The sequence below is a fragment of the Actinomadura kijaniata NBRC 14229 genome, from assembly GCF_001552175.1.
Classification (GTDB): domain Bacteria; phylum Actinomycetota; class Actinomycetes; order Streptosporangiales; family Streptosporangiaceae; genus Spirillospora; species Spirillospora kijaniata.
Map to the genome: position 1 here is coordinate 19469 of NZ_BCQR01000041.1, position 23220 is coordinate 42688.

General features: G+C 74.3%; 22 protein-coding genes. 9 read left to right on the forward strand and 13 right to left on the reverse strand.

Features of this window, described 5'->3' with window-relative positions; translation table 11 throughout:
• Window positions 1-124 precede the first annotated feature (124 nt).
• Window positions 125-1903 (forward strand): M64 family metallopeptidase, encoded by a 1779-nt coding sequence (locus AKI01S_RS14705; RefSeq protein WP_083999574.1) that lies wholly within the window; start codon window positions 125-127, stop codon window positions 1901-1903.
• 41 nt (window positions 1904-1944) lie between these two features.
• On the opposite strand, the gene AKI01S_RS14710 is transcribed toward AKI01S_RS14705, so the two are convergent.
• The 3 genes from AKI01S_RS14710 to AKI01S_RS14720 all read right to left on the reverse strand — a co-directional run bounded on the left by AKI01S_RS14710 (window position 1945) and on the right by AKI01S_RS14720 (window position 3991).
• Window positions 1945-2856 carry a DMT family transporter gene (locus AKI01S_RS14710; RefSeq protein ID WP_067816694.1) on the reverse strand — a complete coding sequence of 304 codons (912 nt, stop codon included), beginning with the start codon at window positions 2854-2856 and terminating at the stop codon, window positions 1945-1947.
• Between the two features lie 45 nt (window positions 2857-2901).
• Window positions 2902-3675 (reverse strand): helix-turn-helix transcriptional regulator, encoded by a 774-nt coding sequence (locus AKI01S_RS14715; protein ID WP_083999589.1) that lies wholly within the window; start codon window positions 3673-3675, stop codon window positions 2902-2904.
• A gap of 82 nt (window positions 3676-3757) precedes the next feature.
• Window positions 3758-3991 carry a hypothetical protein gene (locus AKI01S_RS14720; RefSeq protein ID WP_067816700.1) on the reverse strand — a complete coding sequence of 78 codons (234 nt, stop codon included), beginning with the start codon at window positions 3989-3991 and terminating at the stop codon, window positions 3758-3760.
• Window positions 3992-4153: 162 nt separating this feature from the next.
• Here AKI01S_RS14720 and AKI01S_RS14725 point away from each other — a divergent pair, with 162 nt between their 5' ends.
• The gene (locus AKI01S_RS14725) at window positions 4154-4900 is read left to right on the forward strand and encodes a methyltransferase domain-containing protein (RefSeq protein ID WP_067816703.1); all 747 of its coding nucleotides are present in this window, start codon (window positions 4154-4156) and stop codon (window positions 4898-4900) included.
• Between the two features lie 597 nt (window positions 4901-5497).
• Here the strand turns inward: AKI01S_RS14725 and AKI01S_RS14730 are convergent.
• From AKI01S_RS14730 to AKI01S_RS14740, 3 genes are all read right to left on the reverse strand, one after another.
• Window positions 5498-6208, reverse strand: coding sequence for a bleomycin resistance protein (locus AKI01S_RS14730; protein WP_067816706.1), 711 nt, complete (start codon window positions 6206-6208; stop codon window positions 5498-5500).
• Between the two features lie 50 nt (window positions 6209-6258).
• Entirely contained in the window at window positions 6259-7539 is a 1281-nt protein-coding gene (locus AKI01S_RS14735; RefSeq protein WP_067816709.1) for an SGNH/GDSL hydrolase family protein, read from the reverse strand.
• Between the two features lie 116 nt (window positions 7540-7655).
• Window positions 7656-9047: an MFS transporter gene (locus tag AKI01S_RS14740; RefSeq protein WP_083999575.1), complete on the reverse strand. Its 1392-nt coding sequence runs from the start codon at window positions 9045-9047 to the stop codon at window positions 7656-7658.
• Window positions 9048-9147: 100 nt separating this feature from the next.
• Here AKI01S_RS14740 and AKI01S_RS14745 point away from each other — a divergent pair, with 100 nt between their 5' ends.
• Both AKI01S_RS14745 and AKI01S_RS14750 read left to right on the forward strand, forming a co-directional pair.
• Window positions 9148-9729: a TetR/AcrR family transcriptional regulator gene (locus tag AKI01S_RS14745; protein WP_067816711.1), complete on the forward strand. Its 582-nt coding sequence runs from the start codon at window positions 9148-9150 to the stop codon at window positions 9727-9729.
• 92 nt (window positions 9730-9821) lie between these two features.
• The gene (locus AKI01S_RS14750; protein WP_067816714.1) at window positions 9822-10367 is read left to right on the forward strand and encodes a dihydrofolate reductase family protein; all 546 of its coding nucleotides are present in this window, start codon (window positions 9822-9824) and stop codon (window positions 10365-10367) included.
• Between the two features lie 12 nt (window positions 10368-10379).
• On the opposite strand, the gene AKI01S_RS14755 is transcribed toward AKI01S_RS14750, so the two are convergent.
• Entirely contained in the window at window positions 10380-12581 is a 2202-nt protein-coding gene (locus AKI01S_RS14755) for a hypothetical protein (protein WP_067816717.1), read from the reverse strand.
• A 174-nt stretch (window positions 12582-12755) separates the two neighbouring features.
• Between AKI01S_RS14755 and AKI01S_RS52640 the strand changes: the two genes are divergently transcribed.
• A complete protein-coding gene (locus AKI01S_RS52640) occupies window positions 12756-14237 on the forward strand; it encodes a hypothetical protein (protein ID WP_067816719.1) in 1482 nt (493 codons plus the stop codon).
• Window positions 14238-14382: 145 nt separating this feature from the next.
• Here AKI01S_RS52640 and AKI01S_RS14770 read toward each other — a convergent pair whose 3' ends face one another.
• The 4 genes from AKI01S_RS14770 to AKI01S_RS14785 form a co-directional block, all read right to left on the reverse strand.
• Window positions 14383-15117, reverse strand: coding sequence for an ABC transporter ATP-binding protein (locus tag AKI01S_RS14770; protein WP_067816722.1), 735 nt, complete (start codon window positions 15115-15117; stop codon window positions 14383-14385).
• On the reverse strand, window positions 15114-16127 hold the full coding sequence (locus AKI01S_RS14775) for a permuted SH3 domain-containing protein (RefSeq protein ID WP_067816725.1): 1014 nt from the start codon (window positions 16125-16127) through the stop codon (window positions 15114-15116). Before AKI01S_RS14775 ends, AKI01S_RS14770 begins: the two co-directional genes overlap by 4 nt.
• 11 nt (window positions 16128-16138) lie before the next feature.
• Complete coding sequence (locus tag AKI01S_RS14780; protein ID WP_083999577.1) at window positions 16139-17362, reverse strand: ABC transporter permease; 1224 nt, start codon at window positions 17360-17362, stop codon at window positions 16139-16141.
• Between the two features lie 321 nt (window positions 17363-17683).
• Window positions 17684-17971, reverse strand: a complete 288-nt coding sequence (locus tag AKI01S_RS14785) for a YciI family protein (protein ID WP_067816821.1) — start codon at window positions 17969-17971, stop codon at window positions 17684-17686.
• 81 nt (window positions 17972-18052) lie between these two features.
• On the opposite strand from AKI01S_RS14785, the gene AKI01S_RS14790 reads away from it, so the two are divergent.
• Entirely contained in the window at window positions 18053-19069 is a 1017-nt protein-coding gene (locus AKI01S_RS14790; RefSeq protein ID WP_067816731.1) for an HNH endonuclease, read from the forward strand.
• Here the strand turns inward: AKI01S_RS14790 and AKI01S_RS54260 are convergent.
• Both AKI01S_RS54260 and AKI01S_RS14800 read right to left on the reverse strand, forming a co-directional pair.
• Window positions 19059-20213: a sensor histidine kinase gene (locus AKI01S_RS54260; RefSeq protein ID WP_281186076.1), complete on the reverse strand. Its 1155-nt coding sequence runs from the start codon at window positions 20211-20213 to the stop codon at window positions 19059-19061. The genes AKI01S_RS14790 and AKI01S_RS54260 overlap by 11 nt on opposite strands.
• The gene (locus AKI01S_RS14800; protein ID WP_067816734.1) at window positions 20210-20869 is read right to left on the reverse strand and encodes a response regulator transcription factor; all 660 of its coding nucleotides are present in this window, start codon (window positions 20867-20869) and stop codon (window positions 20210-20212) included. Before AKI01S_RS14800 ends, AKI01S_RS54260 begins: the two co-directional genes overlap by 4 nt.
• A gap of 132 nt (window positions 20870-21001) precedes the next feature.
• On the opposite strand from AKI01S_RS14800, the gene AKI01S_RS14805 reads away from it, so the two are divergent.
• Genes AKI01S_RS14805 through AKI01S_RS14815 form a run of 3 tightly spaced genes read left to right on the forward strand, consistent with a single transcriptional unit; the run spans window position 21002 to window position 23210 of the window.
• The gene (locus AKI01S_RS14805; RefSeq protein WP_067816737.1) at window positions 21002-21496 is read left to right on the forward strand and encodes a hypothetical protein; all 495 of its coding nucleotides are present in this window, start codon (window positions 21002-21004) and stop codon (window positions 21494-21496) included.
• On the forward strand, window positions 21496-22536 hold the full coding sequence (locus AKI01S_RS14810) for a peptidoglycan-binding protein (protein WP_067816740.1): 1041 nt from the start codon (window positions 21496-21498) through the stop codon (window positions 22534-22536). The genes AKI01S_RS14805 and AKI01S_RS14810 overlap by 1 nt, the downstream gene beginning before the upstream one ends.
• Complete coding sequence (locus AKI01S_RS14815) at window positions 22533-23210, forward strand: ABC transporter ATP-binding protein (protein ID WP_067816744.1); 678 nt, start codon at window positions 22533-22535, stop codon at window positions 23208-23210. Before AKI01S_RS14810 ends, AKI01S_RS14815 begins: the two co-directional genes overlap by 4 nt.
• Window positions 23211-23220: the final 10 nt, after the last annotated feature.

Sequence of the window (23220 nt, forward strand, 5' to 3'; positions counted from 1 at the left end):
GAGGACAAAGACGGATCTTCGCGACATAATCCGGGTCGGTCCGTGTGATCAACGCGGGCCGGGCCGGTGCGTGTCCCCCTGGAATGACCCCGTCCACCACGCGCGGGCCCGAGGAGGTCCGTGCATGAGGACAGGCAGGAAGGCGGCGCTCGTCACGGCCGCGTTCGTTCCGCTGACCGCGCTGGCCGCGCCCCCCGCGCACGCCGCCGCTCCCGCGACCGTGGTCCCGGTGCAGGTCACCGGCGACCCGGCCAAGCGCTTCAACCTGGTGATCCTGGGCGACGGGTACACGTCGGCCGACCGGGCGAAGTTCCGCGCCCACGTCGACAAGCACCTGTCCGACCTGTGGACGATCGAGCCGTTCAAGTCCTACCGCAGCTACGTCAACGTCTACGCCGTCGAGATCGCCTCGGACGAGTCCGGCGTGAGCTGCGATCCCGCCCTGTCCTCTCCGCGCCGCACCACCCCGCTCGGCATGGCGTTCTGGGGCGGCTGCAAGGAGGCGGGCCCGCAGCGCCTGCTGACGATGAACGCCACCGCCGCCAAGTCCTACGCCGACCTGGTCGCCGGGACCAACGCGGGCAACCGGCAGATCCTCGCGCTCGCCAACAGCGACACCTACGGCGGCGCGGGCGGCGCCTACGCGACCGCGTCCGGCGGCAACGCCCTGTCCGCGCTGATCACCCCGCACGAGCTGGGGCACTCGCTGGGCGGCCTGGACGACGAGTACGACTACTACCAGCGCGGCGTTCCCGGCGGCACCTACACCGGGCCCGAGCCGGAGTCGATCCACCACACGCTGCTGACCGAGCGGCAGATGCGCGAGCAGAAGAAGAAGTGGTGGCGCTGGCTGGGCGAGAAGAGCGAGTCCGGCGGCGTGATCGGCCGCCACGAGGGCGGGCTGTACTCCACCAAGGGCGTGTGGCGGCCGAGCCGGCACTCGATGATGAAGACGCTGGGCTACTACTTCGACCAGGTCGGCCGCGAACGCATGACGCAGCGGATCTCCGGCAAGGTCAGCCTCATCCAGGACCACACCCCGACCGACGCGCCCGTGGGCGCCGACCGGGTGCTGTGGCTGGAGACGACCCATCCGGTCGGCCACGACCTGGCCGTGACCTGGACCGTCGACGGCAGGAGGCTGAAGGGCGGCACCCGGAACCTCGACCTCGGCGACCTGCGGCTCAAGCCCGGCACGCACACCGTGACCGCGACCGTCACCGACCCGACGCCGTTCGTCCGCGATCCCGGGATCCGGAACTCCCCGGCGCTCACCCAGTCCCGCACCTGGACGGTCGACACGAAGGTCACGACGCCGCCGCGCAACGACCCCGCGGGATTCGGCCCGACCACCCCGACCGACCGGCCGGTGGGCGCGGGCGACGTGATCTACGCCGAGACCACGCACCCGACGCACCGGGTGCCGACGGTCCGCTGGTCGCTGGACGGCAGGAGGGTCCGGGGCGGGGAACGCTCCCTGGACCTGAAGCGGTTCCGGCTGAGGTCGGGCACCCACACCGTCACCGCGCGCGTCGGGTCGGGGACGCGCACCTGGACGGTGGACGCGAACCGGCCCACCGCGACGTTCGAGCTGTCCAAGGCCGCGCGGGCCAAGGGCGGCGAGTACGTGTTCGACGGGCCGTTCACCATGAGGCTCACCGGGGCCGACGACCGTCCGGGCACGGTGGTCAACGAGTTCCGGGTGGACGGCGACGGCTGGTTCAACTACTTCGGCTGGCCGACCGACTCGACCAAGCCGTTCCTGTTCACCGAGAACGGCACCGTCATCGACCACCTGACCTACGGCAGGCTCGGCAAGGGACGCCACACGATCGAGTACCGGGCGATCGACGCGGCCGGGAACATCGGCAGGGCCGGGAAGTTCGTGGTGACGCTGCGCTGAACGCGCGTGCGGCCCGGGGCGCGTTCCCCGGGCCGCACGGCTCAGCCCTTGACGGTGTCCACCTCCACCGCCTCGGGGACGGCGACCGGCCTCCCCTTCGGCGGGCGGAGCGTCGCCAGCACCGACCCGCACAGGATCAGCCCGAACGCCGCCGCGATCTCCCAGGTCAGCGACTCGCCGAGGAACAGCACCCCGGCCGCGACCGCGACCGCCGGGTTCACGTAGGTGAACACCGGGGCGCGCGTCGGCCCGACCTCCCGGATCAGCTCGAAGAACAGGACGAACGCCACCGCCGTGGACGCCACCCCGAGCACGGCCAGCGCCGCCAGCACCCGGCCGGGCGGCAGCGTGGCCGGGGCGGTCAGCGCCGCCGGGACCGCGTAGATCAGCGCGGCGATCCCCAGGCACGCCGTCGTCATCGTCAGGCTCGGCACGTCGCCCAGCTTCCGCGCCAGGATCAGCGGCGCGGTCGCGTACCCGACCACCACCAGCGCGACCTCGGCGACGGCCCACGCGCTGCCGCCGTCAAGCTGCGGGGCGGCCAGCACCGCGACCCCGCCGAGGCCGAGCAGCAGGCCCGCCCAGCGCAGCGGGCCGAGGCGCTCGCTGTCGCCGGTGGCGCGCGCCGCCAGCACCCCCACGATCGGCACCGCCGCGATCAGCAGGCCCGCCATGCCGCTGGACAGGGTGCGCTCGGCGTCCGACAGCAGCGCCCACGGCCCCAGGACCTCCAGCGCGGCGAATGCCAGCACCGGCTTCCAGTGCTTCCTGACCTTGTCGAACCCGCCGGTCCGCACCGCCAGCGGCAGCAGCACGAGCGCCCCCAGGGCCGTGCGCGCGAACACCACGCCCGGCACCGAGATGTCGTTCTCCACCGCCACCTTGATCAGCAGATAGGGGATGCCCCACAACACGCTCATCAGCGCGAACAGCACCCAGCCCCGCCTACTCACCGCGTCCTCCTGACACGGGCCGCGCCGCCCTGGCGCGGCCCGTGCTCAGTGTCGGCGCAGCAGCACCGCGCCGTCTTGAACGCCGTTGCGGTACACCCCCGGCGTGACGCCCATCACCCGCCGGAACCAGCGGGTCAGGTGCGCCTGGTCGGCGAAGCCCACCAGCGCCGCCGCCTCCGCCGGGCGGCGCCCCGCGTCCAGCAGCGAACGCGCCCGCGCCACCCGGTGCTGCGCCAGCCACGCGTACGGCGTCATGCCGGTGGCCTCCCGGAACGCGCGCAGCACCTGGTAGCGGGACATGCCCAGGTCGGCGGCCAGGTCGTGCAGCGTCGGCGGGTCGGTCACCGCGTCGGCGAGCCGCGCGGTGACGGCCCGCGCGACGTGCGCGCCCCGGCCGGGCGGGCCGACGGGACGGGCGGCGGCCTCGGCGTGCCGGCCGACCAGCGCGGCGAGCGCCCACAGCAGCCGCGACTCCCCCTCCAGCGGATCGCCGGGCGTGCTGAGCGCCAGGTGCGCCGCCCGCAGCGCGCCCGACACCTGGGGGTCGGTGAGCACCGCGTCCCGGAAGTGGGGGACCGTCCGGGAGCCCTCGGCGAGCAGCTCGACGCTCGGGTAGAACACCCGGTAGGTGAACCCGTCGTCGCCCGCCGGGCCGCCGGTGTGGGTCTCGCCCGGCTCCACGATCACCAGGTCGCCGGGGCCGGAGCGGATGCGCTCGCCCCGGTACACCATGGTCTCGACCCCGGCGACGGTCACCCCGATCGCGTACTCCTCGTGCGCGTGCGGGGCGTAGTGTCGCCGCCCGATCCGGGCGGTCATCAGGTGGAGCGGAGCCCGCCCGATACCCTCGACCCGCCGCCAGACCACCTGGTCGGCCGGGGCGGGGGACCCGGGCGGGTGGTCAGGCGGAGAAGACGTGGCGGAGGCGCCAGCGGTCGGCGTCACGGCCCAGCTCCGCGACGGCGGGGCCGTTCTCGCCGGTGATCCGGACCCGGTAGATCCGGGTCTCGGGCGCCGCGCCGTAGGTCTTCAGGACCTCGTCCACCGCGTAGCGCGCCCCCCGCCACTCGTACGCGGTGAGCCGTCCCGACGGGTCGTGCTCGGCGCTGATCGGCTCGTTGAGAAGGTGCCCCATGGGATCGCGAGCGTAGCACCGGATCGAACGCGTGTTCCCCGCCTTGCCGGGCTCTTGGCGCACCTGTGACGTGGTTATCCACGGCGCGGGAAGGTCGTGGCGGCCGCGCCGGTGTTCCTGACGCTTGACTTCATGTCGGCATTAAGCCCCAGCATGGGGAACATGTCCACATCGCGGTTCTCCCCCTCCGAGCTGACGGCCATCCTCGACGCCTTCGACACGCTGCCCGGAGTCCCGGAGGTGCGCGCCCGGACCTACGACCTGCTGCCGCCGGACGGGCTCGTGGCCGACGTCGGCTGCGGGGCGGGCCGCGCGGTCGTCGAACTGGCCGCCAGGGGCGTGCGGGCGGTCGGCGTCGACCTCGACGAGCGGATGGTCGGGCTGGCGCGGGAGCGGTTCCCCGGCGGGGACTTCCGGGTCGGGGACGCGTGCGCGCTGCCGTTCGGGGACGGGGAGCTGCGCGGGTACCGGGCCGACAAGGTGCTGCACGACCTGGCCGAGCCGGGGCGGGCGCTGGCGGAGGCGCGGCGGGTGCTCGCGCCCGGCGGGCGGGCCGTGCTGACCGGGCAGGACTGGGACGTGCTGGTGATCGACTCCGACGACGGGGAGCTCACGCGGCGGATCGTGCGCGCGCGGGCCGATCTGGTGCCGAGTCCGCGCGCGGCGCGGGCGTTCCGGGCGCTGCTGCTGGACGCGGGGTTCGGGGAGGTGGCGGTGGAGGTCCGCACCGTCGTGCTCGCGGAGCCGGGGGTCGAGGCGTTCCTGGCGAGGGTGGCGGAGGCGGCGCGGGCCGCCGGGGCCGTGACCGACGCGGAGGCCGAGGGGTGGACGGCCGAGCAGCGGGAGCGGGCGCGCCGGGGCCGGGCGTTCGCGGCGATCCCGTTGTTCGTGGCGTCGGCCACCCGCTGAGCGGAGTTGTCCACAGGCTGGGGGGAATTTCATACACAGGCTCCGACCTGCGGTGGAGGGGACGGACGGGGTCCGGTTCCACAGCGGAATCCCCAGTTGATCAGGGGTTTCGCACATCCCGCGCCGGGTGTTTCCACAGTCTTGGGGTGTCGGTGATCGACCGTCCCGTCATCCACAGAATCCACAGCCTGTGGATAACTTCCGTGCACAACCTGTGGTTCACGGGCCGACGCGGTCGTCCACCGTTCCTCCCCAGTTCACCCCCAGGCGTCCCGGGCCGTCATCCACTCCGTGGATAACGCTCTGAACAGGGGAAAGCGGCCCTCTCGGCCACGGTCGCCCACAGGGCGTTCACAGCCTGTGGGCATCTCGTCTCCACAACGCGGCCCGTCCGGTGGACAACGTCGTGCACCGGGAGTCCCCAGCGCTGTCCCCAGGCTTTACCTCCTTGTGCACGACACGATCGCGGCCTGTGCACATCGCGCTCCAGCCGACACACCGGAGAAGAACGCAGAGACCAGACAATGCGCGACGCCCCCGGCCCGGGGCGGGCGCGGGGGCGTCGTACGGGCGAGCGGGCCCGGGGGCGGAGGCGGGTCAGGAGGCGGCGGCCTCGGCCAGGTCCTCCATGCGGCGGAACAGGTCGCGGGCCTCGGCGCGGTCCCCGTCGGTCAGCGGGAGGGCGCGGGCCTCGTCCAGCAGGGCGCGGGCCCGCGCGGCGTCGTCGTCGCGGAACGCCACGTCGGCGCGCATGACCAGGGCCTTCAGGCGTTCCGGGGCGGTCATCGGGTGGTCGGAGTCCAGCAGGCGGTCCAGGATCGTGGTCGCCGAACGCAGGTCCTCCTTGGAGTCCAGCATCTGCATGGCCAGGTGGAGGGCGCGGGCGACGGGCTCCTCCGGGACGGGCGCGTGCGCGAAGTCGTCGGAGATCGGCATGCCGATGCGCAGCTGGTTGCCGTCGGTGTCGGTCAGCAGGAACTGCCGGACGCCGTAGGTCATGTCCTTGAGCGCGCCGATCCGGGGCAGGCCGCGGGTCGGCACGCGGCCGAGCGACGCCTTCAGGCCGGAGCGGAACGCCTCGTACAGCGTGTCCACATCGTCGGTGACGACGTAGCACATGTGCATCGAGGCGGCCGGGTCGTACTTCTTCAGCCCGAAGAACTGGAGGACCAGATCGCCGCGGGAGACCTCGACGAACGGGTTCGGACTCTTCTGTTTGAAGGTCGTCTCGAAGCCGAGGGCCGCGTAGAACCCCTCGATCGCGTCGACCGACCGGCACGGGAATATCGGGATCGTCTTCTCGCCCATGCCCCGACCGTAGGCCGCCTCGCTTCACTAGTCAAACTTGAATAGTGCGGTCACAGGTTGCCCGGATCGATGGCGGCGGCGAGGGCGAGGTGCCCGGCGTCGTTGGGGTGCAGGCCGTCCTTGAAGACGTAGCCGGGGCGCGGCATCCGGGGGTCGTCCGGGGCGGCGAGCGCCTTGGCGCCGTCCACGACGGCGTCGTACTCGCCGCTCTGCCGGATCCAGCGGTTCAGCTCCTGGCGGAGGCGCTCGGCCTCGGCGTTCCAGAACGGGAACAGGGCGCCCTTCATCGGCGGGAGCGTCATGCCGACCGTCTTGACGCCGCGCGCCCGCGCCGCCCTGATCAGTTCGCGGTGCCCCTGGACGAGCTGCTCGCTGGTGACCCTGGGACTGGGCTGGACGCAGGGGTCGGAGACCTGGGGCGCGCCGATGTCGTTGGCCCCCAGATGGATGATCACGGCCTTGACGCCGGGGCGGTCCAGCACGTCGCGCCGGAACCGGGTGAGGGCGCTCTCGCCGCCGCAGGGCGAGGAGCGCAGGAGCTTGTTGGAGCCGATGCCGACGTTGACGACGCCGTGCTCGTGGCGGCCCGCGGCGAGGCGTTCGGCGAGGCGGTCGGGGAAGCGCGCGTCGGCCCCGGGGGTGGTGCCGACGCCGTCGACGAGCGAGTCGCCGAACACCGCCACCGAACGGCCCGGCCCGCCCTCGGTCTCCACGCCGCTGAGGAAGTACCAGGAGGAGGTGGACTCCTTGTAGGCGTCGCCGGTGTCGGTCAGGCGGTCGCCCGCGGCGCGGTGGCTCCGGGTGAGCGCGAAGCGGTGGAACGTCGCCGGGCCGGTCGCCTCGGTGAAGCGGAGGCTGACCGCCAGCTTCTCCATGGGCGAGGTGGTCAGCTCCACCGGGTCGCTGACGATCTCCGCGCCGGGCGCGATCTCGGTGGCGGCCGCGCGGCCGAACGTGATCGGCCTGGACGATCCCGGCCACACCAGCGCGTCGCCCGCCGACCGGCCGACCGCCGCTCCGGCGATCTTCAACGGCCGATCCCCGTACCGGTTCGACAGCCGGACGCGGACGCGCCTGCCGCCCGCCCCGACCCGGACGACCTGCCGCACCGACTCGTTCCGGAAGCCGCGCGGGGACCAGTTGGGGCCGGAGTCCTCGTCGCCCGCGACCGGCGGCTGCATCGCCGCGCCCCAGGTCGTGGCCCACGACTCGGCGGCGGTGAGCCGCGCGACCGCGTGCCGGGCGGGCGAGGCCTGCACCATGCCCGCGATCAGGACGGCCCCCGCCACCGCGCCCACCGTTATCTTCACCGTCGCCGGAACGTTCGCCATGGTTCGATCACACCGTTCCGGGGCCCGCGGCACATCGGGGGCAGCACCCCATTCGGGGTGGGGGAACCCCCACCCGGGGAGTCGGGGGCGTCCCCGACCACAGGGTGGAGCCCGGGTCAGCGGACGGCGCGACGGTCCGGCGCGACCGGCGTTCCGGCGGGGGCCGGGCGGGGCAGCGCCGCCGTCATGACGGCGGCCAGGGCGGGGAGCGCCAGGGCCGCCCAGAACGCCGCGCGGTAGCCGTCGGCCGCGGCGGCGGGGCCCGTCGCCGCGGCCGCGACCGCGCCCGTCGCGGCCAGGCCGAGCGGCGCGCCGAGCTGGAACGCGGTGTTCAGCAGCCCCGAGGCCAGTCCCTGGTCGTCGTCGGCCACGCCGGTGGTCGCCACCGCCATCGACGGCGCGAACGAAAGGCCCGAGCCCGCGCCACTGAGCAGCAGGCCCGGCAGCGCCACCGCCCAGCCGCCGCCGAACGCGGGCGCGAGCGCCAGCAGCGCCAGTCCCAGCGCGGTCACCGCCGCGCCGCCCAGCAGCAGGGCGCGGGCGCCGAACCGCGCCATCAGCCCGGCGGCCCGCCCGGAGATCAGCACGATCACCAGGGTGACCGGCGCGAACACCAGCCCGGTGCCCAGCGGGGACAGCCCGGCGGCGTTCTGCAGGTACAGGGTGCCGAAGTACTGCGTCACCAGCGCCGCCGAGGCGGTGAACACGCAGATCAGGTTGCCGTGGCGCACGTGGGCGTTGGCGAGCAGGGCGGGTTTGACCAGCGGGTCCGCGCCCCGGCGGTCGCGGCGCAGCTGCACGGCCCAGAACGCCGCCAGCAGCACCGGCGCGGCCAGCAGCGGGAGCGCGCCGGCGCCGGACAGGCCCATCGCCAGCAGCACCGCGCCGGAGGTGAGCACGACGGCCCCGGCGAGGTCGGGGCGCGCGGCGCGGGCGGGCCGGGCGGCGGGCGCCAGGGCCAGCACCGCGCCGACCGCCAGCAGGCCGACCGGCAGGTTCACCAGGAAGATCGCGCGCCAGTGGAGCAGGTCGGTGAGCAGGCCGCCGACCAGCCCGGCCGCCGCCGCGCCGCCGGAGGCGACCGCGCCCCAGATCCCGAGCGCCCGGTTGCGCGCCGGGCCCTCGGCGAAGGTGGTGGTGAGCAGGGCCAGCGCGGCGGGCGACACGAGCGCCGCGCCGAGGCCCTGCGCGGCACGGGCGGCGACGAGCGTCGGCGCGTTCGGCGCGGCCCCGGCCAGCAGGGAGGCGGCGGTGAACGCGACCAGCCCGGCGACCAGCACGCGGCGGTGTCCGTACAGGTCACCGGCCCGGCCCGCGACGATCATGAAGCCGCCGTAGGCGAGGCCGTAGGCGGTGACGATCCACTGCTGGCCGGCCTCGGCCATGCCGAGCCCGGCGCGCATCGCCGGGAGCGCGACGGTGACGACGACCGCGTCCAGCACCAGCATGGTCTGGGCCAGGCAGAGGGCGACCAGCAGCGGGCCGGGGCGGGACGGGGAAGGGGACACGGGGCCTCCGGCACCAGTTAGTAAATGTACGTTCGTTTATGAACGTAGCCGGTGCGGTAGCGTTTGTGAAGAGCCGTTTACGAACCGGGAGGGACGACGGATGGCCAGACCCCGCACGACCAGCGACGAGGAGATCCTGGAGGCGGCCACCCGGGCCGTCTGGCGGCACGGGGTCGGCGGGCTGACGCTGGCGGCGGTCGCCCGGGAGGCGGGCCTCGCGCCCGCCACGCTGGTCCAGCGCTTCGGCTCCAAGCGCGGCCTGCTGCTGGCGCTGGCCCGGCGGTCCTCCGACCCGTTCGGGAAGGCGCGGGAGGGGCACGGCTCGCCGCTGGCGGCGCTGCACGCGGCGCTGGAGGCGATGGTCGCCGACGTGCGCACCCCCGCCGAGCTGGCCAACAGCATGAGCTTCCTGCAACTGGACCTGACCGACGAGGAGTTCCACGGGCACGCGGCGGAGGGCGCGCGGCGCATGCGCCGGCGGATCGCCGACCTCGTCGCCGAGGCGGTGGCGGCCGGGGAGCTGGCGGAGGGGACGGACGCCGGGCGGCTGGCCCGCACGGTCCAGGTCACCTACAACGGCACGCTCATCGTGTGGGCGCTCACGCAGGAGGGCGAGCCGCTCGCGCCGGTCCTGCGCGCCGCCGTCGACGAGGTGCTGCGCCCCTACCGAGTGGAACCCTGAACCAGTTAGTAAACGAATATTTGCTTACTAACTGGGCGGTCGCGGCTACAGTGATTATCAAACAGCCGTTCACAAACCTGGGAGGTCCCGCCATGAGCGCCCCACGCCCCTTCACCGCCCGCGTGTTCATCGGCGTCAGCGTGGACGGGTTCATCGCCCGCCCCGACGGCGACCTCGACTGGCTGAACGAGCGCGGCGAGGCCGCCGGGCGCGACCTCGGCTACCAGGCGTTCATCGACGGCGTGGACACCGTCGTCATGGGCCGCGCCACCTACGAGAAGATGCTGACGTTCGGCCCCGACGCCTGGAGCTACGACGGCAAGCACGTCGCGGTGCTCAGCACCCGGCTGCCCGCCGACGCCGACCCGCGCGTCACCGTGTACCGGTCGATGGACGATCTGGTCGCGGGGCTGACCTGGCGGGGCGCCAAGAGCGTGTACGCCGACGGCGGGCAGGTGGTGCGGGCGTTCCTGCGCGCCGGGCTGGTCGACGACCTCACGATCACCACGGTGCCGGTGCTGATCGGCCGGGGGCTGCCGCTGTTCGGCGACCTGGACGCCGACGTCCCGCTGACCCTGCGCTCGGTCGAGGACATGGGCGCGGGCGTCGTGCAGGCCGTCTACGCGGTGGACCGGTGACCGGGGCGGTCCTCAGGTCCGGCGCCGGGTGCGGTCCAGCATCCAGTGGCCGCCCGCGGCCCAGCCGGTGAAGCGGCGCGCGCCGGGGACGCGTTCGCCGGTCGCGGCCTCGCGCAGGCCGCCGAGGACCGGGCCGAGCCGTTCCCGGACGTGCGCGGGATGGCGGCCGGCCTCCTCGCGCAGCCACGCGAAATCGCTCGTCCCCGCCATCGTCAGGAAGAACACCGTCTGCCGCCACGCGTAGGCCGCGTCCTTGACCGTGCCCAGCGGGCGCGGGTTGCCGTGGACGCGCTCCAGCAGACGGCACACCGTGCCGAACGCCCGCCGCGCCAGGTCCTCCCAGCCCGGCGCGGGCCGCACGCCGACCGGGCCCGCCAGCGCCGCCAGGTTGTGCGTGGTGAGGATCTGCGCCTGCTCGATGACCATGCCGTTGGCCGCGACGGAGTACCCGCGCGCGCCCTCCCCGGCGCGGCGGGTGCACAGCTCGGCGAACCCCTGGGAGTCCGACGCCCGGAAGCGCCGCTTCCTCGACACGTCCTCGATGGCCTGGACCGCCTGGTAGTCGATGTCGTAGTACCGCGCGTACAGCGACCCGTCCAGGAGCTTCCCGGCGAGCTTGGCGGCGCGCAGGAACTTGCCCGAGAACGCCCCCATGAAGATGTCGGCGGCGAGCTCCTCCACGAACACCACGTCCAGGCCGGCGCCCCGGGCCAGGGTGTCCATCTCGCGGAGCAGCGGGTTGGGCAGGATCGTGCCCGGGAACCCCTGCAACGCCAGCTCGCCGATCTCCCGCAGCGCCGTCCGCGCCGTGCCGTCGACGACGCGCCGGTGCCCGTCCACGGCCCGCACCCAGGGCAGCTCCTCGACGCGGACCTGGTGGTCGAGGTCGAGGAGCAGGAGCGAACGCCGGTTGCGGAACGCCCGGTAGTGCGCGGCCATCAGCAGCCGCAGCGCCTCGTCGGCATAGCTCTCGGCCGCCGTGGACGCCACGATCTGCGGGACGAGCTCGGCCAGGACCTCCGCCGAGGGCACCACGCCGCGTTCGATGAGCGCGCCGATCGGGGCGCGCAGGGCGCGTTCGACGGCGTGCCGCAGCGCCTCCGGCAGCTCGCTGCCCGCCGGGATCCCGGTCAGCGCCTCCTCGTCGCCGGTGACCGGCCGCACGAGCGGCCCGACGTCGTCCACGCCGACCGTCTGCGGCAGCGCCGAGAGCCGGCTCAGCACGATCTGCGCCAGCGCGTGGTGCGTGGGCCGTTCCGCGACCGCGGCCTGTGCCCTGCGGAGCTCGGTGTGGCTCCGCGAGCCGGGCTCTCCGCGCTTGGCGACCATCGAGCGGGCGGCGTACCGCACGCGGCCCCGGTCCGGCTCGCGTCCCTCGACGAGGTCCTCCAGCGCGGCCCGCAGGATCCCGACGTTCTCCTTGGGCCTGCGGTGTTTCGTGCACAGGGTGTGGACGGCGGCGAGCCCGCGGTACCGGGCCAGCAGCGCCCGGCCGCGTTCCCGCCACTCCGGCGAGCCGTCGTCGGCGAGCCAGAACTCCAGCAGCTCGTCGGCGAACGGGTTCCACACCGACAGGGCCTCGTTCATGGCCTCGATCCGGGGGTTGGGCCCGCGCGCCGCCATCGCGGCCCGGACGTCGCCCACGGTCTCCCGCGACACCACCGACGGGTCGGGCACCGGCGCGTCCCCCGGCCGGGGCGCGAACCGCAGCCGGTCGGCGTGGGGCTCGATCTCCTCGACCAGCCGCAGCGCCGCCGCGACGTCCCCGGCCCGCAGCAGCCACGCCACGACCGGCAGCGCCGCCTCCTCGGGGACCTCGACCTCGTACCGGCCGCTGTCCAGCAGCTCCGCCAGCCCGGCGATCCCCGCGTCGCTGAGGTGGTGCTCGAAGACGGCCCGCCGCTCGGCCGGGATCCCGGCGCGCTCGGCGACGGTCCTCTCGTGGGGGGTGAGCGGTCCGCCGGCGGCGGCGTTCCCGGTGGCGAACCCGCCCCGGACGACCTCGGGCGTCGCCCACACGGGCAGTCCGGCGACCGGCGCGCGCTCCCCCACGGAGATCGTTCCGTCGGTGATGCCGTCCATGACCTGCCGCCACCGCCGCATCCGGCGCTCGGCGAGCCGCCTGACGTCGGCGTCCTGGTGGGTCACCGCGGTCACGAACGCCTTCGCCAGCTGCCCGGCGGCGTACCCGGAACGCTCCTGCTTCTCGTCCATAGCCAGCGTGGCGGGTTCCGCCCCCGCGCCCTCCGGGTCTGAAGCCCGGTGCTCTGCTGCTGAGCTACACGCTGAACGCCCCTCAGGCTACGAACCCCCCGCACACCCCCGCAACGCATTTCCCACCGGGAAAAACCGTGGTCGTCCATGCGGCGATCACCCCAGAATGAGGGGATGACCAGCACGGACACGACACTCGACGCCCTCGTCCACGACCTGGACCACGGGCGTTCCGTCGACATGTGGGTGCTCGTCCACCGGCTGGTGGATGCCGCCGGGGACCCGGAGGCCGGGGAGGCGGCGTTGCGCGCCCTCTCCTCCGCCCGGCCGGGCACCTGGACGCGGATCGACGACGAGGTGCGGAGCCACAGCGCATACAGGGGGACCGGGAAACGGTGGCGGGCGCTCGTGGCGGCGGCGCGGCGCGACGAGGACCCGCTGGCGGTGCTGCTGGCCGCCTGCTCCCACGACGGGCGCGAACGCGAGGCGGCCCTGTCCGCGCCCGCGATGCGGCTTCCGTCGCTGCTGCCGATCCTGATGATCCGCGCGACCGACTGGGCGGCACCCGTCCGGCGGAAGGCCCGAACCGTGCTGGAGCAGGTCGCCCCGGACCCTGGGCGGGCCGCCGCCATGGCCCTGCACCTGCGGGAACGGCGGCGCGGCCAAGACGTCATGGACGCGCTGCTGGGGGAGCTGCACGACGCCCCGGAGGCGACGCTCCACCGGCTGCGCGCCGACGGCGACCGGCGGGTGCGGCGGCTGGCCTACCGGATCTGGCTGGACGGGCGGGCCGGGCTGGACGAGGTCGTGGCGGCGGCGATGACCGAGCCGGACACCGTCTGCCGTCGGCTCGCCGTCGCGGACGCCGTCGAACGCGCCGTCCGCGACCCGCGCGCCGACGTCCTGGAACACCTGCTGACCTCGCGGAGCGCGCCCACGCGCGCCGACGCGTTGACCGGCCTGGTGAGGCTGGGGCGGCCGGAGCGGGGGCGGGCGTTCCTCGGGGACCGGTCGGCGGTGGTGCGGGCCGTCGCGCAGTGGGCGGTGCGGCGCGCGGGAGGCGACCCGGCCGAGGAGTACCGCGCGGCGCTGGACGCGGGCGAGCCCCGGACGGCCGCCCTGGTCGCCGGGCTGGCCGAGTGCGGCGGCCGGGACGACGTGCCGCGGGTACTGCCGTTCCTCGGGCACGAGCGGGTCCGGGTGCGGGCCGAGGCGGTGCGGGCCGTCCGGCTGCTCGGCGGTCCGGTGGAGCAGGCCGCCGAACTCATCGCCGACCCGTCGCCCCGGGTGGTGCGCGAGGTGGAACGCGCGCTCGGCCCGTCCTCCTCCGTCCCGTCGCCCGAAGTCCTGTGGTCGCTGCTCGACGACGGGGAGCGGCCGTACCATGTGCGGCTGGCCGCCGCCGGGCGGCTGACGCGGCGGGACACCGCGACGCGCGTCGAGGCGATGCTGTGGCTGCTGATGTCGGATGACGCCGTTCTGCGGAAGCGCGGCGTCGACGAGTGGGGCCGGCTGGCGCGGGACAGCACCGCCTTCTACGGGCCGTTCGCCCCGCCGGCGCTGGAACGCCTGGCCGCGCTCATCACCACCGCCGAACCCGTGCTCGGCCCGCGGAACGTCCACTGGCTGCGCCTGTGTCTGGGGCTTCCCCGCTGACCGAGCGTCCACAGCCTGTGGATAACTCTTCGCTTATCGCTCTACCAGCAAGAAAAGCCCATCAACCAGGACCGTTCACCACCCGTCATCCCCAGCCGACCACGATCGGTGACGCCCCGCCCCGGCTCCAGCCGACACACCGGCCTCAGGCCGGGGACAGCCGTCCCTTGTCCAGGACGTAGACATCGTCGGCCCGGCGCGCCAGCACGTGATCGTGGGTCACCAGGACCAGCGCCCGGTCCTCGGCCCGCGCCCGGTCGAACAGCAGGTCCATCACCTGCGCCGCCGTCTGCGGGTCCAGCGCGCCGGTCGGCTCGTCGGCCAGGATCAGCCGCGGGTCGCGGATCAGCGCCCGCGCGATCGCCACCCGCTGCTGCTCGCCGCCCGACAGGCTCGCCTGGGTGGCGTGCAGGCGCTCGCCGAGGCCGACGCGGCGCAGCGCCTCGTCGGCCAGCTCGTAGCGGCGGCGCAGCGTCCTGCCGCCCGCGTACAGCAGCGGGGCCGCGACCTGCTGCCGGGCCGTCCGCCGCTGCAACAGGTTGAGCTGCTGGAACACGAATCCGATCGTCTCGCCGCGCAGCCCCGCCCGGTCGCGTTCGCGCATGGTGGTCGTCTCGCGGCCGTAGATGCGGACGGTCCCGGTGTCGGGGCGTTCCAGCAGGCCGAGCACGTTGAGCAGGGTGGACTTGCCCGCGCCGGACAGCCCCACGATCGCGGCGGTCGCGCCCGGGCGCACCGTCAGCGTCACGTCCTCCAGCACCGTGAGCGGCTCCGCGCGTCCCTTCAGCTTGAAGCGCTTGGTGACGCCCTCGACGGCGAGCACGGGCTCGGGCGGCGGTCCGGCGACGCGCAGGTCGCCGGGTTCGGGGATGACGCTCACGACGTCGGCCCCTCCTCGGGGCCGCCCTGCGGGGCCGGCGGCACGTCGAACGCCGCGTCGTCGGGCGCCCGGTCGAGGATCTTGTCGCCCTCCTTCAGGCCGCTCACGATCTCGACCTGCTTGCCGTCGTTGACGCCCAGCTCGACCTTGCGCGTCTGGCGCGAGCCGTCCTCGCCGACGACGGTGACGCGTCCCTTGGACGCCTGCCCGAGCACCGCCGACAGCGGCACCACCACCGCGTCGTCCACCCGGTCCGTGGTGATCGCCATCTTGGCGCGGATGCCCGCGAACACCCGCTGGTGGGCCGGGATCCGGCAGGTGACCTCGACGTTCTCACCGCCGCCACCACCGCCGTCACCGTCGCCGGATCCGGGAGCCGGGGGCTGCTGCGGGCCGCCCTGCCCCTGCGGCGCGGTCGGCTTGCCGGACGCCCCGGCCCCGTAGGCGAGCAGGCGGCACCGGAACGGCTCGGGCCCGTGGTCGATCGCCAGCTTGATCTCCTTGGGCCGGTTGTAGAGGCGGTACACCTCCTTGGCGTCGATCGTGGCGACGGCCTGGAACCGGCGCTGGTCGAGCTGCGCGACCGGCTCGGCGGGCGTGATCTCCTGCCCCACGGTCGCGGCCAGCCCGGAGACCCGCCCGGCGACCGGCGCGAGCACCGCGACGGTCTTGTCCTTGCCCTTCCCCGGCACCTTGATCGACAGCAGGCTCTCGCCCCGGCCGACGAGCTGCCCGTCCCGGCGGTGCACGGCGGTGACGGTGCCCGGCCTGGTCGCCTTGACCGGGACCGGCGGGTCGGCGCGCACCACGGCGTCCACGTTGAGCCGGCTGACGATCGTCCCGGTCCCCACAGTGATCGTCTTCGGGGACAGGTCGGCGGCGGGCAGCGGGTCCATCGGCACCGGTGGCGTGGCCCCGCCGGTGCCCGCCAGATAGCCGGTGCCGCCGACGACACCCAGCACCGCCACGAGAATCCCGGCCTTGGCCAGGCGGTTCCCCCATCGGGGCATGGTCGCTCTCCCTAACTGCGGATCGCCTGGATCACCGAGCGCTGCATCGCCCGCAGCGCCGGGATCAGGCCGGTCAACAGGCCCACGCACACGGCCACCCCCATGCCGAGCAGCGCCGCCCGCCACGGGAACACCATCGCCAGGTCGGCCTCGGCGAACGGCCCCTGATCTCGCAGGAACCCGAACAGCGGCCCGCTGATCGCGTACACCCCCGCGATCCCCAGGGCCCCGCCGACGCACGACACGATCAGCGCCTCCAGCAGCACCGTCAGGAACAGGTCCGGCCCGGTGGCGCCGAAGCACCGCTGCACGCCCAGCTCGCTGCGCCGCTGCCGCACCGCCATCAGCCCGAGCACCAGTCCCGGGAGCGAGCCCAGCACCAGCAGGAACGCCGCCACGGCCAGCAGCACCTTGCCGAACGTCCCGCTGATGACGCCGGTGTCGCCCTCCTGCCGATAGATCTCCACCCGGCCGAGGCCCCACGAACGGGCGGCGTCGGCCTTGAGCTGCTCCTTCACGCGTGCGGCGTCGGCCTTGGGCACGCGCACCACGTACGAGGTCGACTCCTCGCCGAGCTGCCACCGCGCCATCGCCCGGTACGGCATGTAGATCTCCGAGGCGGCCCAGGGCGCGCCGCCGCCGAGCACCCCGACGACCCGGCACCGCACCCACTGGCGGGGCGCCCCGACCTCGACGACGGCCCCGACGGGGTTCGGGCCCAGCTTCTTGGCGAACTTGGCGTTCACCACCAGCTGCGGCTCCAGCCGGTGGTCGTCCACGGGCTTGAGCCACCGCCCGGACACCACCGAGATCCGCCGGATCCGGTCCAGGCTCGACGCGGCCCCGACGACGCTGAGCTCGCCGCCGTCGTCGTCGCCGGTCTTGATGGGGCGGACGCCGTCCGGCAGGACCTGCCGGAACGCGGGCGCCTGCGCGGTCCGCAGCGGGCTGCCCACGACCCGGTACCGGCGCAGATCGGCCTCGATCCGCGTGATGGCCTCGTCGGACAGCTTGGGCGGCCCTTCCTGCGAGGCGGCGTCCACGGTCAGCGTGACCGGCCGCCCGACCTGCTGCTCGAACGTCTGCACCACGGCCTGCTGCGCCAGCCCGCCGAGCGCGATGGCGAGGGTCACCACGGCGACCAGCGCCGACACGCACATCAGCGACAGGGTGACGCGAACCTTACTGGTGCGGATCTCCGCGAACGCGGACAGCACCATCCCCCATACGGGCATAGCCCCCGCCCCCAGCCATGATCACCCGATCCAGGTGATCACGCACCCTACAGCACTACATACCGCGTACGTAAGACCTTCCCGCAACCCCGGACGAACCCCCTGTTCAGGGGACCAACCGAGGGTCGTTCGCGATCCGCGTCCCACCTCCCGCGCCCAGGCGGCCGGGGTGGCGTTGTCGTGACGGCCCTGGAGCAGCAGGGGGGTTCCGGGCGGTACCGACGGCCCGCGCCCGCGGGTTGCGGAGTCCGAGTCCAGAGGGCGTCCCGACCGCGACAGGAGGCGGCCAGGCGTCGGTTCCGGTCCCGCAGCCGTCGCAGCTCACACCCGCTTGACCAGGGGTTCCAGCGCGGGATGGCAGCGGCCCGGCTCGATGGTGACGATCTCGTACTCCGCGACCCCGGCGACGACGAACGGGTCGGCGGCGGCGATCCGCTCGGCCTCCTCCCGGCTCACCCCCACGGCGACGATCGCCCCGCCGAGCTCCTCGGGCACGGTCTGGCCCGACACGAGGAACGTCCCGGCGGCGTGATGCCGTTCGAGGTACTCCACATGCCCCGCGACATGCGGCTCCACGTCCTCCGCGTCCCCGGTGTACCGAACGATCATCAGATGCGGCACGCGATCACCCCCGCCAGCGATGTCCGACAGGCACCATAAGTTGGGAATGTAGCGAACCAGGGAGCCGCCGTGAGCGAGGACTTCTACCGCGCCGACCCGACCCCGTACGCGTCGTGGCGGCTGGCCGTCCTCATGGGGCGGAACGTCCGCACCTACAAGTTCGCCCTCGGCCACGCCCTGCTGGAGGCGGCGGCCCAGGACCGCACCGAGATCCCGCTCACCGAACTGGCCACCACCTACGCGACGGGCCTCCTGCGACGCCTGGAACACGCCCCCCAGGCGTCTCCGAACGCCCCGGCCACCAGGACCGACCCGCTCGTCGTCGCCGCCGAGGAGGCCGCGGAGAGCCGCCGGATCGGCCGTCCCACCGAACGGCTGGTGGAGGCCGCGACCGCCAACATGCCCGGCATGGTCATGCGGAAGTTCCACAACCTGCACGGCTCGGAGGTGCCGCACCGCTTCTACGAGGTGACCGGCCGGGGCCGCGACCGCCTCGTCCGCCTCACCCCCGCGCTCCGCCGGGTGGCGCTGTCGGAGCGGATCGACGTCCTGCGCGGCGAGCTGCGGTCCCGCTGGGAGATCGTGGAGAGCTCGTTCAGCACCGGCATCGGCCCGGCCCTGCTGGCCGAGGGCCTGGTGCCCGACCTCGCCGACGGGCTCCTCTACGACCGGCGCCGCCGCCGTCCCGTCACGGGCGTCAGGGACGCGGTCATCGGCTTCCAGCACGGCAGGTGCCTGAGCTGTCACCAGCCGATCAACGCCGACGACGAGTGCGCCGTCGACCACGTGTTCCCGTACGCGCTCATGGACCGCCTCGGCGCGCACGGCGGCTGGAAGGGCCCGGACCTGGACGCCGTCTGGAACCTGGCCCCCGCCCACGCCGCCTGCAACTCCGCCAAGAGCGACCATCTCCCCGGCTCGGACGAGCTGCGCCGCCTCGCCGAGCGCAACGAGGCCGTCATGCGCTCCCCGGTCCCTCTCCGGAGGACGCTGGAGCTGGCCCTCCGCAACCACCGCTACAACGCCGCGAAGCCCGGCGAGTGGCGGCGCTTCGTCCGCGACGTCAACCACCTGATCAACAGCTGACCCGTTCCGCGGCCCGGGTGAACGTGACGCGGACGGTCAGGCCGCCGTCGGGGTTCGGGGTGGCGGTGGCCTGGGCTTTGTGGGCCTTCGCTATGGAGGTCACGATGGACAGGCCGAGGCCCGTGCCCTCGCCCCGGGTGTGGCGGCGGGGATTCAGGCGGCGGAACGGCTCGAACAGGTGGGGGACCGTTTCGGGTGGGATTCTCGGGCCCGTGTTGGTGACCGTCAGGCCGCTCTCGTCCAGGTGGACCGCTATGCGGCCGTCCGGGACGTTGTAGCGGGTCGCGTTCTCCAGGAGGTTGCGGACCAGGTGGCTCAGCAGCGCCGGGTCGCCCTGGAGGACGAACGGCTCCAGGCGGGTGTCCAGGCGGAGGGAGCGGGACTCGCGTTCGGGGGCCTGTTCCGCCGCCGCCTGGACGATCACCTGGGCCAGGTCCACGGGCTCGGTGCGGTCCAGGCCCTGGTCGCTGGCCGACAGCAGCAGCAGGCCCTCGATCAGGCGTTCGCTGCGGTCGGCGACGGTCAGCAGGCGGGTGCGGACCTCCGCCACGCGTTCGGGGGTCGGGTCGGACAGGCCGATCTCCAGGGCGGCGCGCTGGACGGCCAGGGGAGTGCGCAGCTCGTGGGCCGCGTTCGCCACGAACCGCTGCTGGGACGCCACCAGCGCCGAGATGCGGTCCAGCATCGCGTCGAACGTGTCCGCCAGGTCCTTCAGCTCGCCCGGCGGCGCCGCCAGGGCGATGCGTTCGTGCAGGGTCTCGCCGGACAGGCGGCGGGCCGTCGCGGTGATCGTGTGCACGGGGCGCAGGACGCGGCCCGCCATCCACCAGGCCAGGGCGATCGACAGCAGCGCGAAGACCGCCAGGGCGACCAGGGAGACGGTCAGGAGCTGGTCCAGGGTCGTCCGCTCGGCGGCGTCCGCCAGGCGGACCGCCTCGTCCTGCTGGTGCGGGAGGTACTCGGCGGGGCGGGCGGGCACGGCCCTCGCGGTCTCCCGCGACACCGTCACCGTGATCGCCTGGCTGAGGCTCGGGGCCAGGGCGCGGCGCATCAGGACGTGGACCAGCGCGATCAGCCCGCCGCCCGCCAGCAGGATCAGCCCGCCGTACAGCGCCGTCAGCCGGGCGCGGGCGGTGATCCTCACGGGGCCATCCGGTAGCCCGCGCCGGAGACCGTCTCGATGGGGTTCGGGTCGCCGAGCTTGGCGCGGAGCTTGCTGACGGTCACACGGACGGTGTTGGAGTAGTAGCTGACGTGCTCCTCCCAGACCTGTTCGATCAGGTCCTCGGGGCTGACGACGGCGCCCTCGGCCCGCAGGAGGGTCTCCAGCACCGCGAACTCCTTGCGCGACAGCTCCAGGCGGCGGCCGCCCCGGTACGCCTGGCGGCGGGAGGTGTCCAGGGTGATGTCGGCGTTCTCCAGGACGGGCGGCAGCGCGGGGCGGGCGCGGCGGCCCAGCGCCACCACGCGGGCGACCAGCTCCTCGTAGGAGAACGGCTTGGGCAGGTAGTCGTCGGCCCCCAGCCCCAGGCCCTCGACGCGGTCGCGGACGGTGCCCGAGGCGGTGAGCATCAGGATCCGGGTGTGCCGCCCGCTGCGCACCACCTGCCGGCAGACCTGGTCGCCGTGCACGCCGGGCAGGTCCCGGTCCAGCACCAGGACGTCGTAGTCCATGTCCGCGAACCGGCGCAGCGCCTCGGCCCCGTCCATCGCGACGTCGGCGGCCATCGCCGCGGCCCGCAGACCCTCGGCGATCAGCTCCGCCAGGTAGGCCTCGTCCTCCACCACCAGAACACGCATACCCCCGTCCTACCTGACCTGGGATTTCGAAAAGATAAAGCGTCCGGTTAGGGAAACGAAAGCCGCGTTCCGGTCACCGTTCGTGGGGTGCCGGACCGCCGGGGTCCGGCCGTGACCGGAAGGACCCCTGCGATGTTCGACAGGTACCGGATGCTCGCGGCGGCCTCGGGGCTCGCCGCGCTGGCGTTCCTCGGCGCGGCCTGCGGCGGCGCGGACGGCGCAGGCGCCGGCGGCGCGACCGGCGGCCGGACGGGGGCCGACTCCCGGTTCGGCACCCACGACCAGCAGCTCAGGCTCGCCAGGTGCATGCGCGACAACGGCATCGAGATGGCCGATCCCAAGCCCGGGCAGGAAGGCGTGTCGATCTCCGTGGGCGGCAAGGACACCGACCCCGGCAGGATCCAGGAGGCCATGCGGAAGTGCCGCACGCGGGTGGGGCTGCCCGAGGCCCCCAGCGGCCCCACCCAGGAGGAGAAGGACAAGGCCCTCAAGTTCGCCCGCTGCATGCGCGAACACGGCATCGACATGCCCGATCCGAAGTTCGACAAGAGCGCGCAACCGGCGATCAGGCCCGGCGGGGACACCGCCAGGTTCGAGCGGGCCATGAAGGAGTGCAACGCCCGGTGATGCGACGCAGGACGCTCCTCGGCGTCGCGGCGGCCGTGGCCGTCGCCGCCGGAACGGGCATCGCCGTCACCACGACCGGCGACGGCCCGCCGAAGGCCACCGCCGTTCCCCTGCCCACCGTCCCGGTGGAACGCGGCGACCTCAGCGAGGGCACCACGGTCGACGGGACGCTCGGCTACGGGGGAGAGCGCAAGATCAAGGCAGGTGCCGCCGGAACGCTCACCTGGCTGCCGGGCGCCGGGACGGTGCTGCGGCGCGGCGACCGGCTGTACGAGCTGGACGGCCGTCCCGTCCGGCTGATGTACGGCGAACGCCCCATGTACCGCGTCCTCAGAACCGGCTCCAAAGGGCCCGACGTGCGCCGGCTGGAGGAGAACCTGAACGCCCTCGGCTACGGCGGCGCGCTGACGGTGGACGGCTCCTTCACCCGCGCCACCGCGGACGCGGTCGACCGCTGGCGGCGCGCCAACGGCCACCGGCGCGGCCGGACCGCCGGCCCCGAACAGATCGTCTTCGCCCCGGGGCCCGTCCGGGTCGGGAGCCGCGACGCCGCCGCGGGGGACCGGGCCGCCCCCGGCACGGCGGTGCTGACGGCCTCCGGCTCCCGGCGGACGGTCGCGTTCCGCATGAAGGTCGCCGAGGCGGGCCTGGTCCGTCGCGGCACGAGGATCACCGTGGACCTGCCCGGCGGCGGCACCGCCAGGGGCACGGTCCGCTTGGTCGGGGCGCGCGCCACCAGGGACGAGGACGGCACCAGCCGCATCGAGGTCCTGGCCGGACTCGACGACCCGGACCGGGCGGGCGGCCTGGACCAGGCCCCGGTGACCGTGACGCTGGCGACCCGCACCCGCCGCGACGTGCTGTCGGTCCCGGTGCAGGCGCTGCTGGCGCTGCCCGGCGGCGGCTACGGCGTGCGGATCGTCGCGGGCGGCGCGCGCCGGACGGCCGAGGTCGAGGTCGGGGTCTTCGGCGGCGGACGCGTCGAGGTCCGGGGCGACGGCGTCGCCGAGGGAACACGGGTGGAGGTGCCCGAGTCGTGAACGTCGTCGAACTGTCCGGCGTCCGCAAGGAGTACCCCGGCGGTGTCGTCGCGCTCGCGGGCGTGGACCTGACCGTCCGGCGCGGCGAGCTGGTGGGGATCGTCGGTCCCTCGGGATCGGGCAAGTCCACGCTGCTGCACATCGTCGGCAGCCTCGACCGGCCCACCCGCGGCACCGTCCGGATCGCCGGACACGACGTGGCCGGGCTGACCGACCGGGAGCTGGCGGCGCTGCGGGCGCGGCACATCGGGTTCGTCTTCCAGTCGTTCCACCTGGCCCCCGGGCTGACGGCGCTGGACAACGTCGCCGACGGCCTCCTGTACCGCGGCACGCCGCTCCGGGAACGCCGCCGCCGCGCCGCCGCGGCCCTGGAACGCGTCGGTCTCGCCGAACGCCTCACCCACCGCCCCCACGAACTGTCCGGCGGGCAGCGGCAACGCGTCGCCATCGCCCGCGCCGTCGCCGGCGACCCCGACCTGCTGCTGGCCGACGAACCGACCGGCGCGCTCGACACCGCCTCGGGCGGGGCGGTCCTGGAACTGCTGCGCGACCTGAACGCCGAGGGCACCACCATCGCCGTGATCACCCATGACCACGAGATCGCCGCCGCGCTGCCCCGCCGGGTGCGCGTCCGCGACGGCCGCGTCGTCGCCGACGAGGCGGCGGTCCGATGACCGGGACACG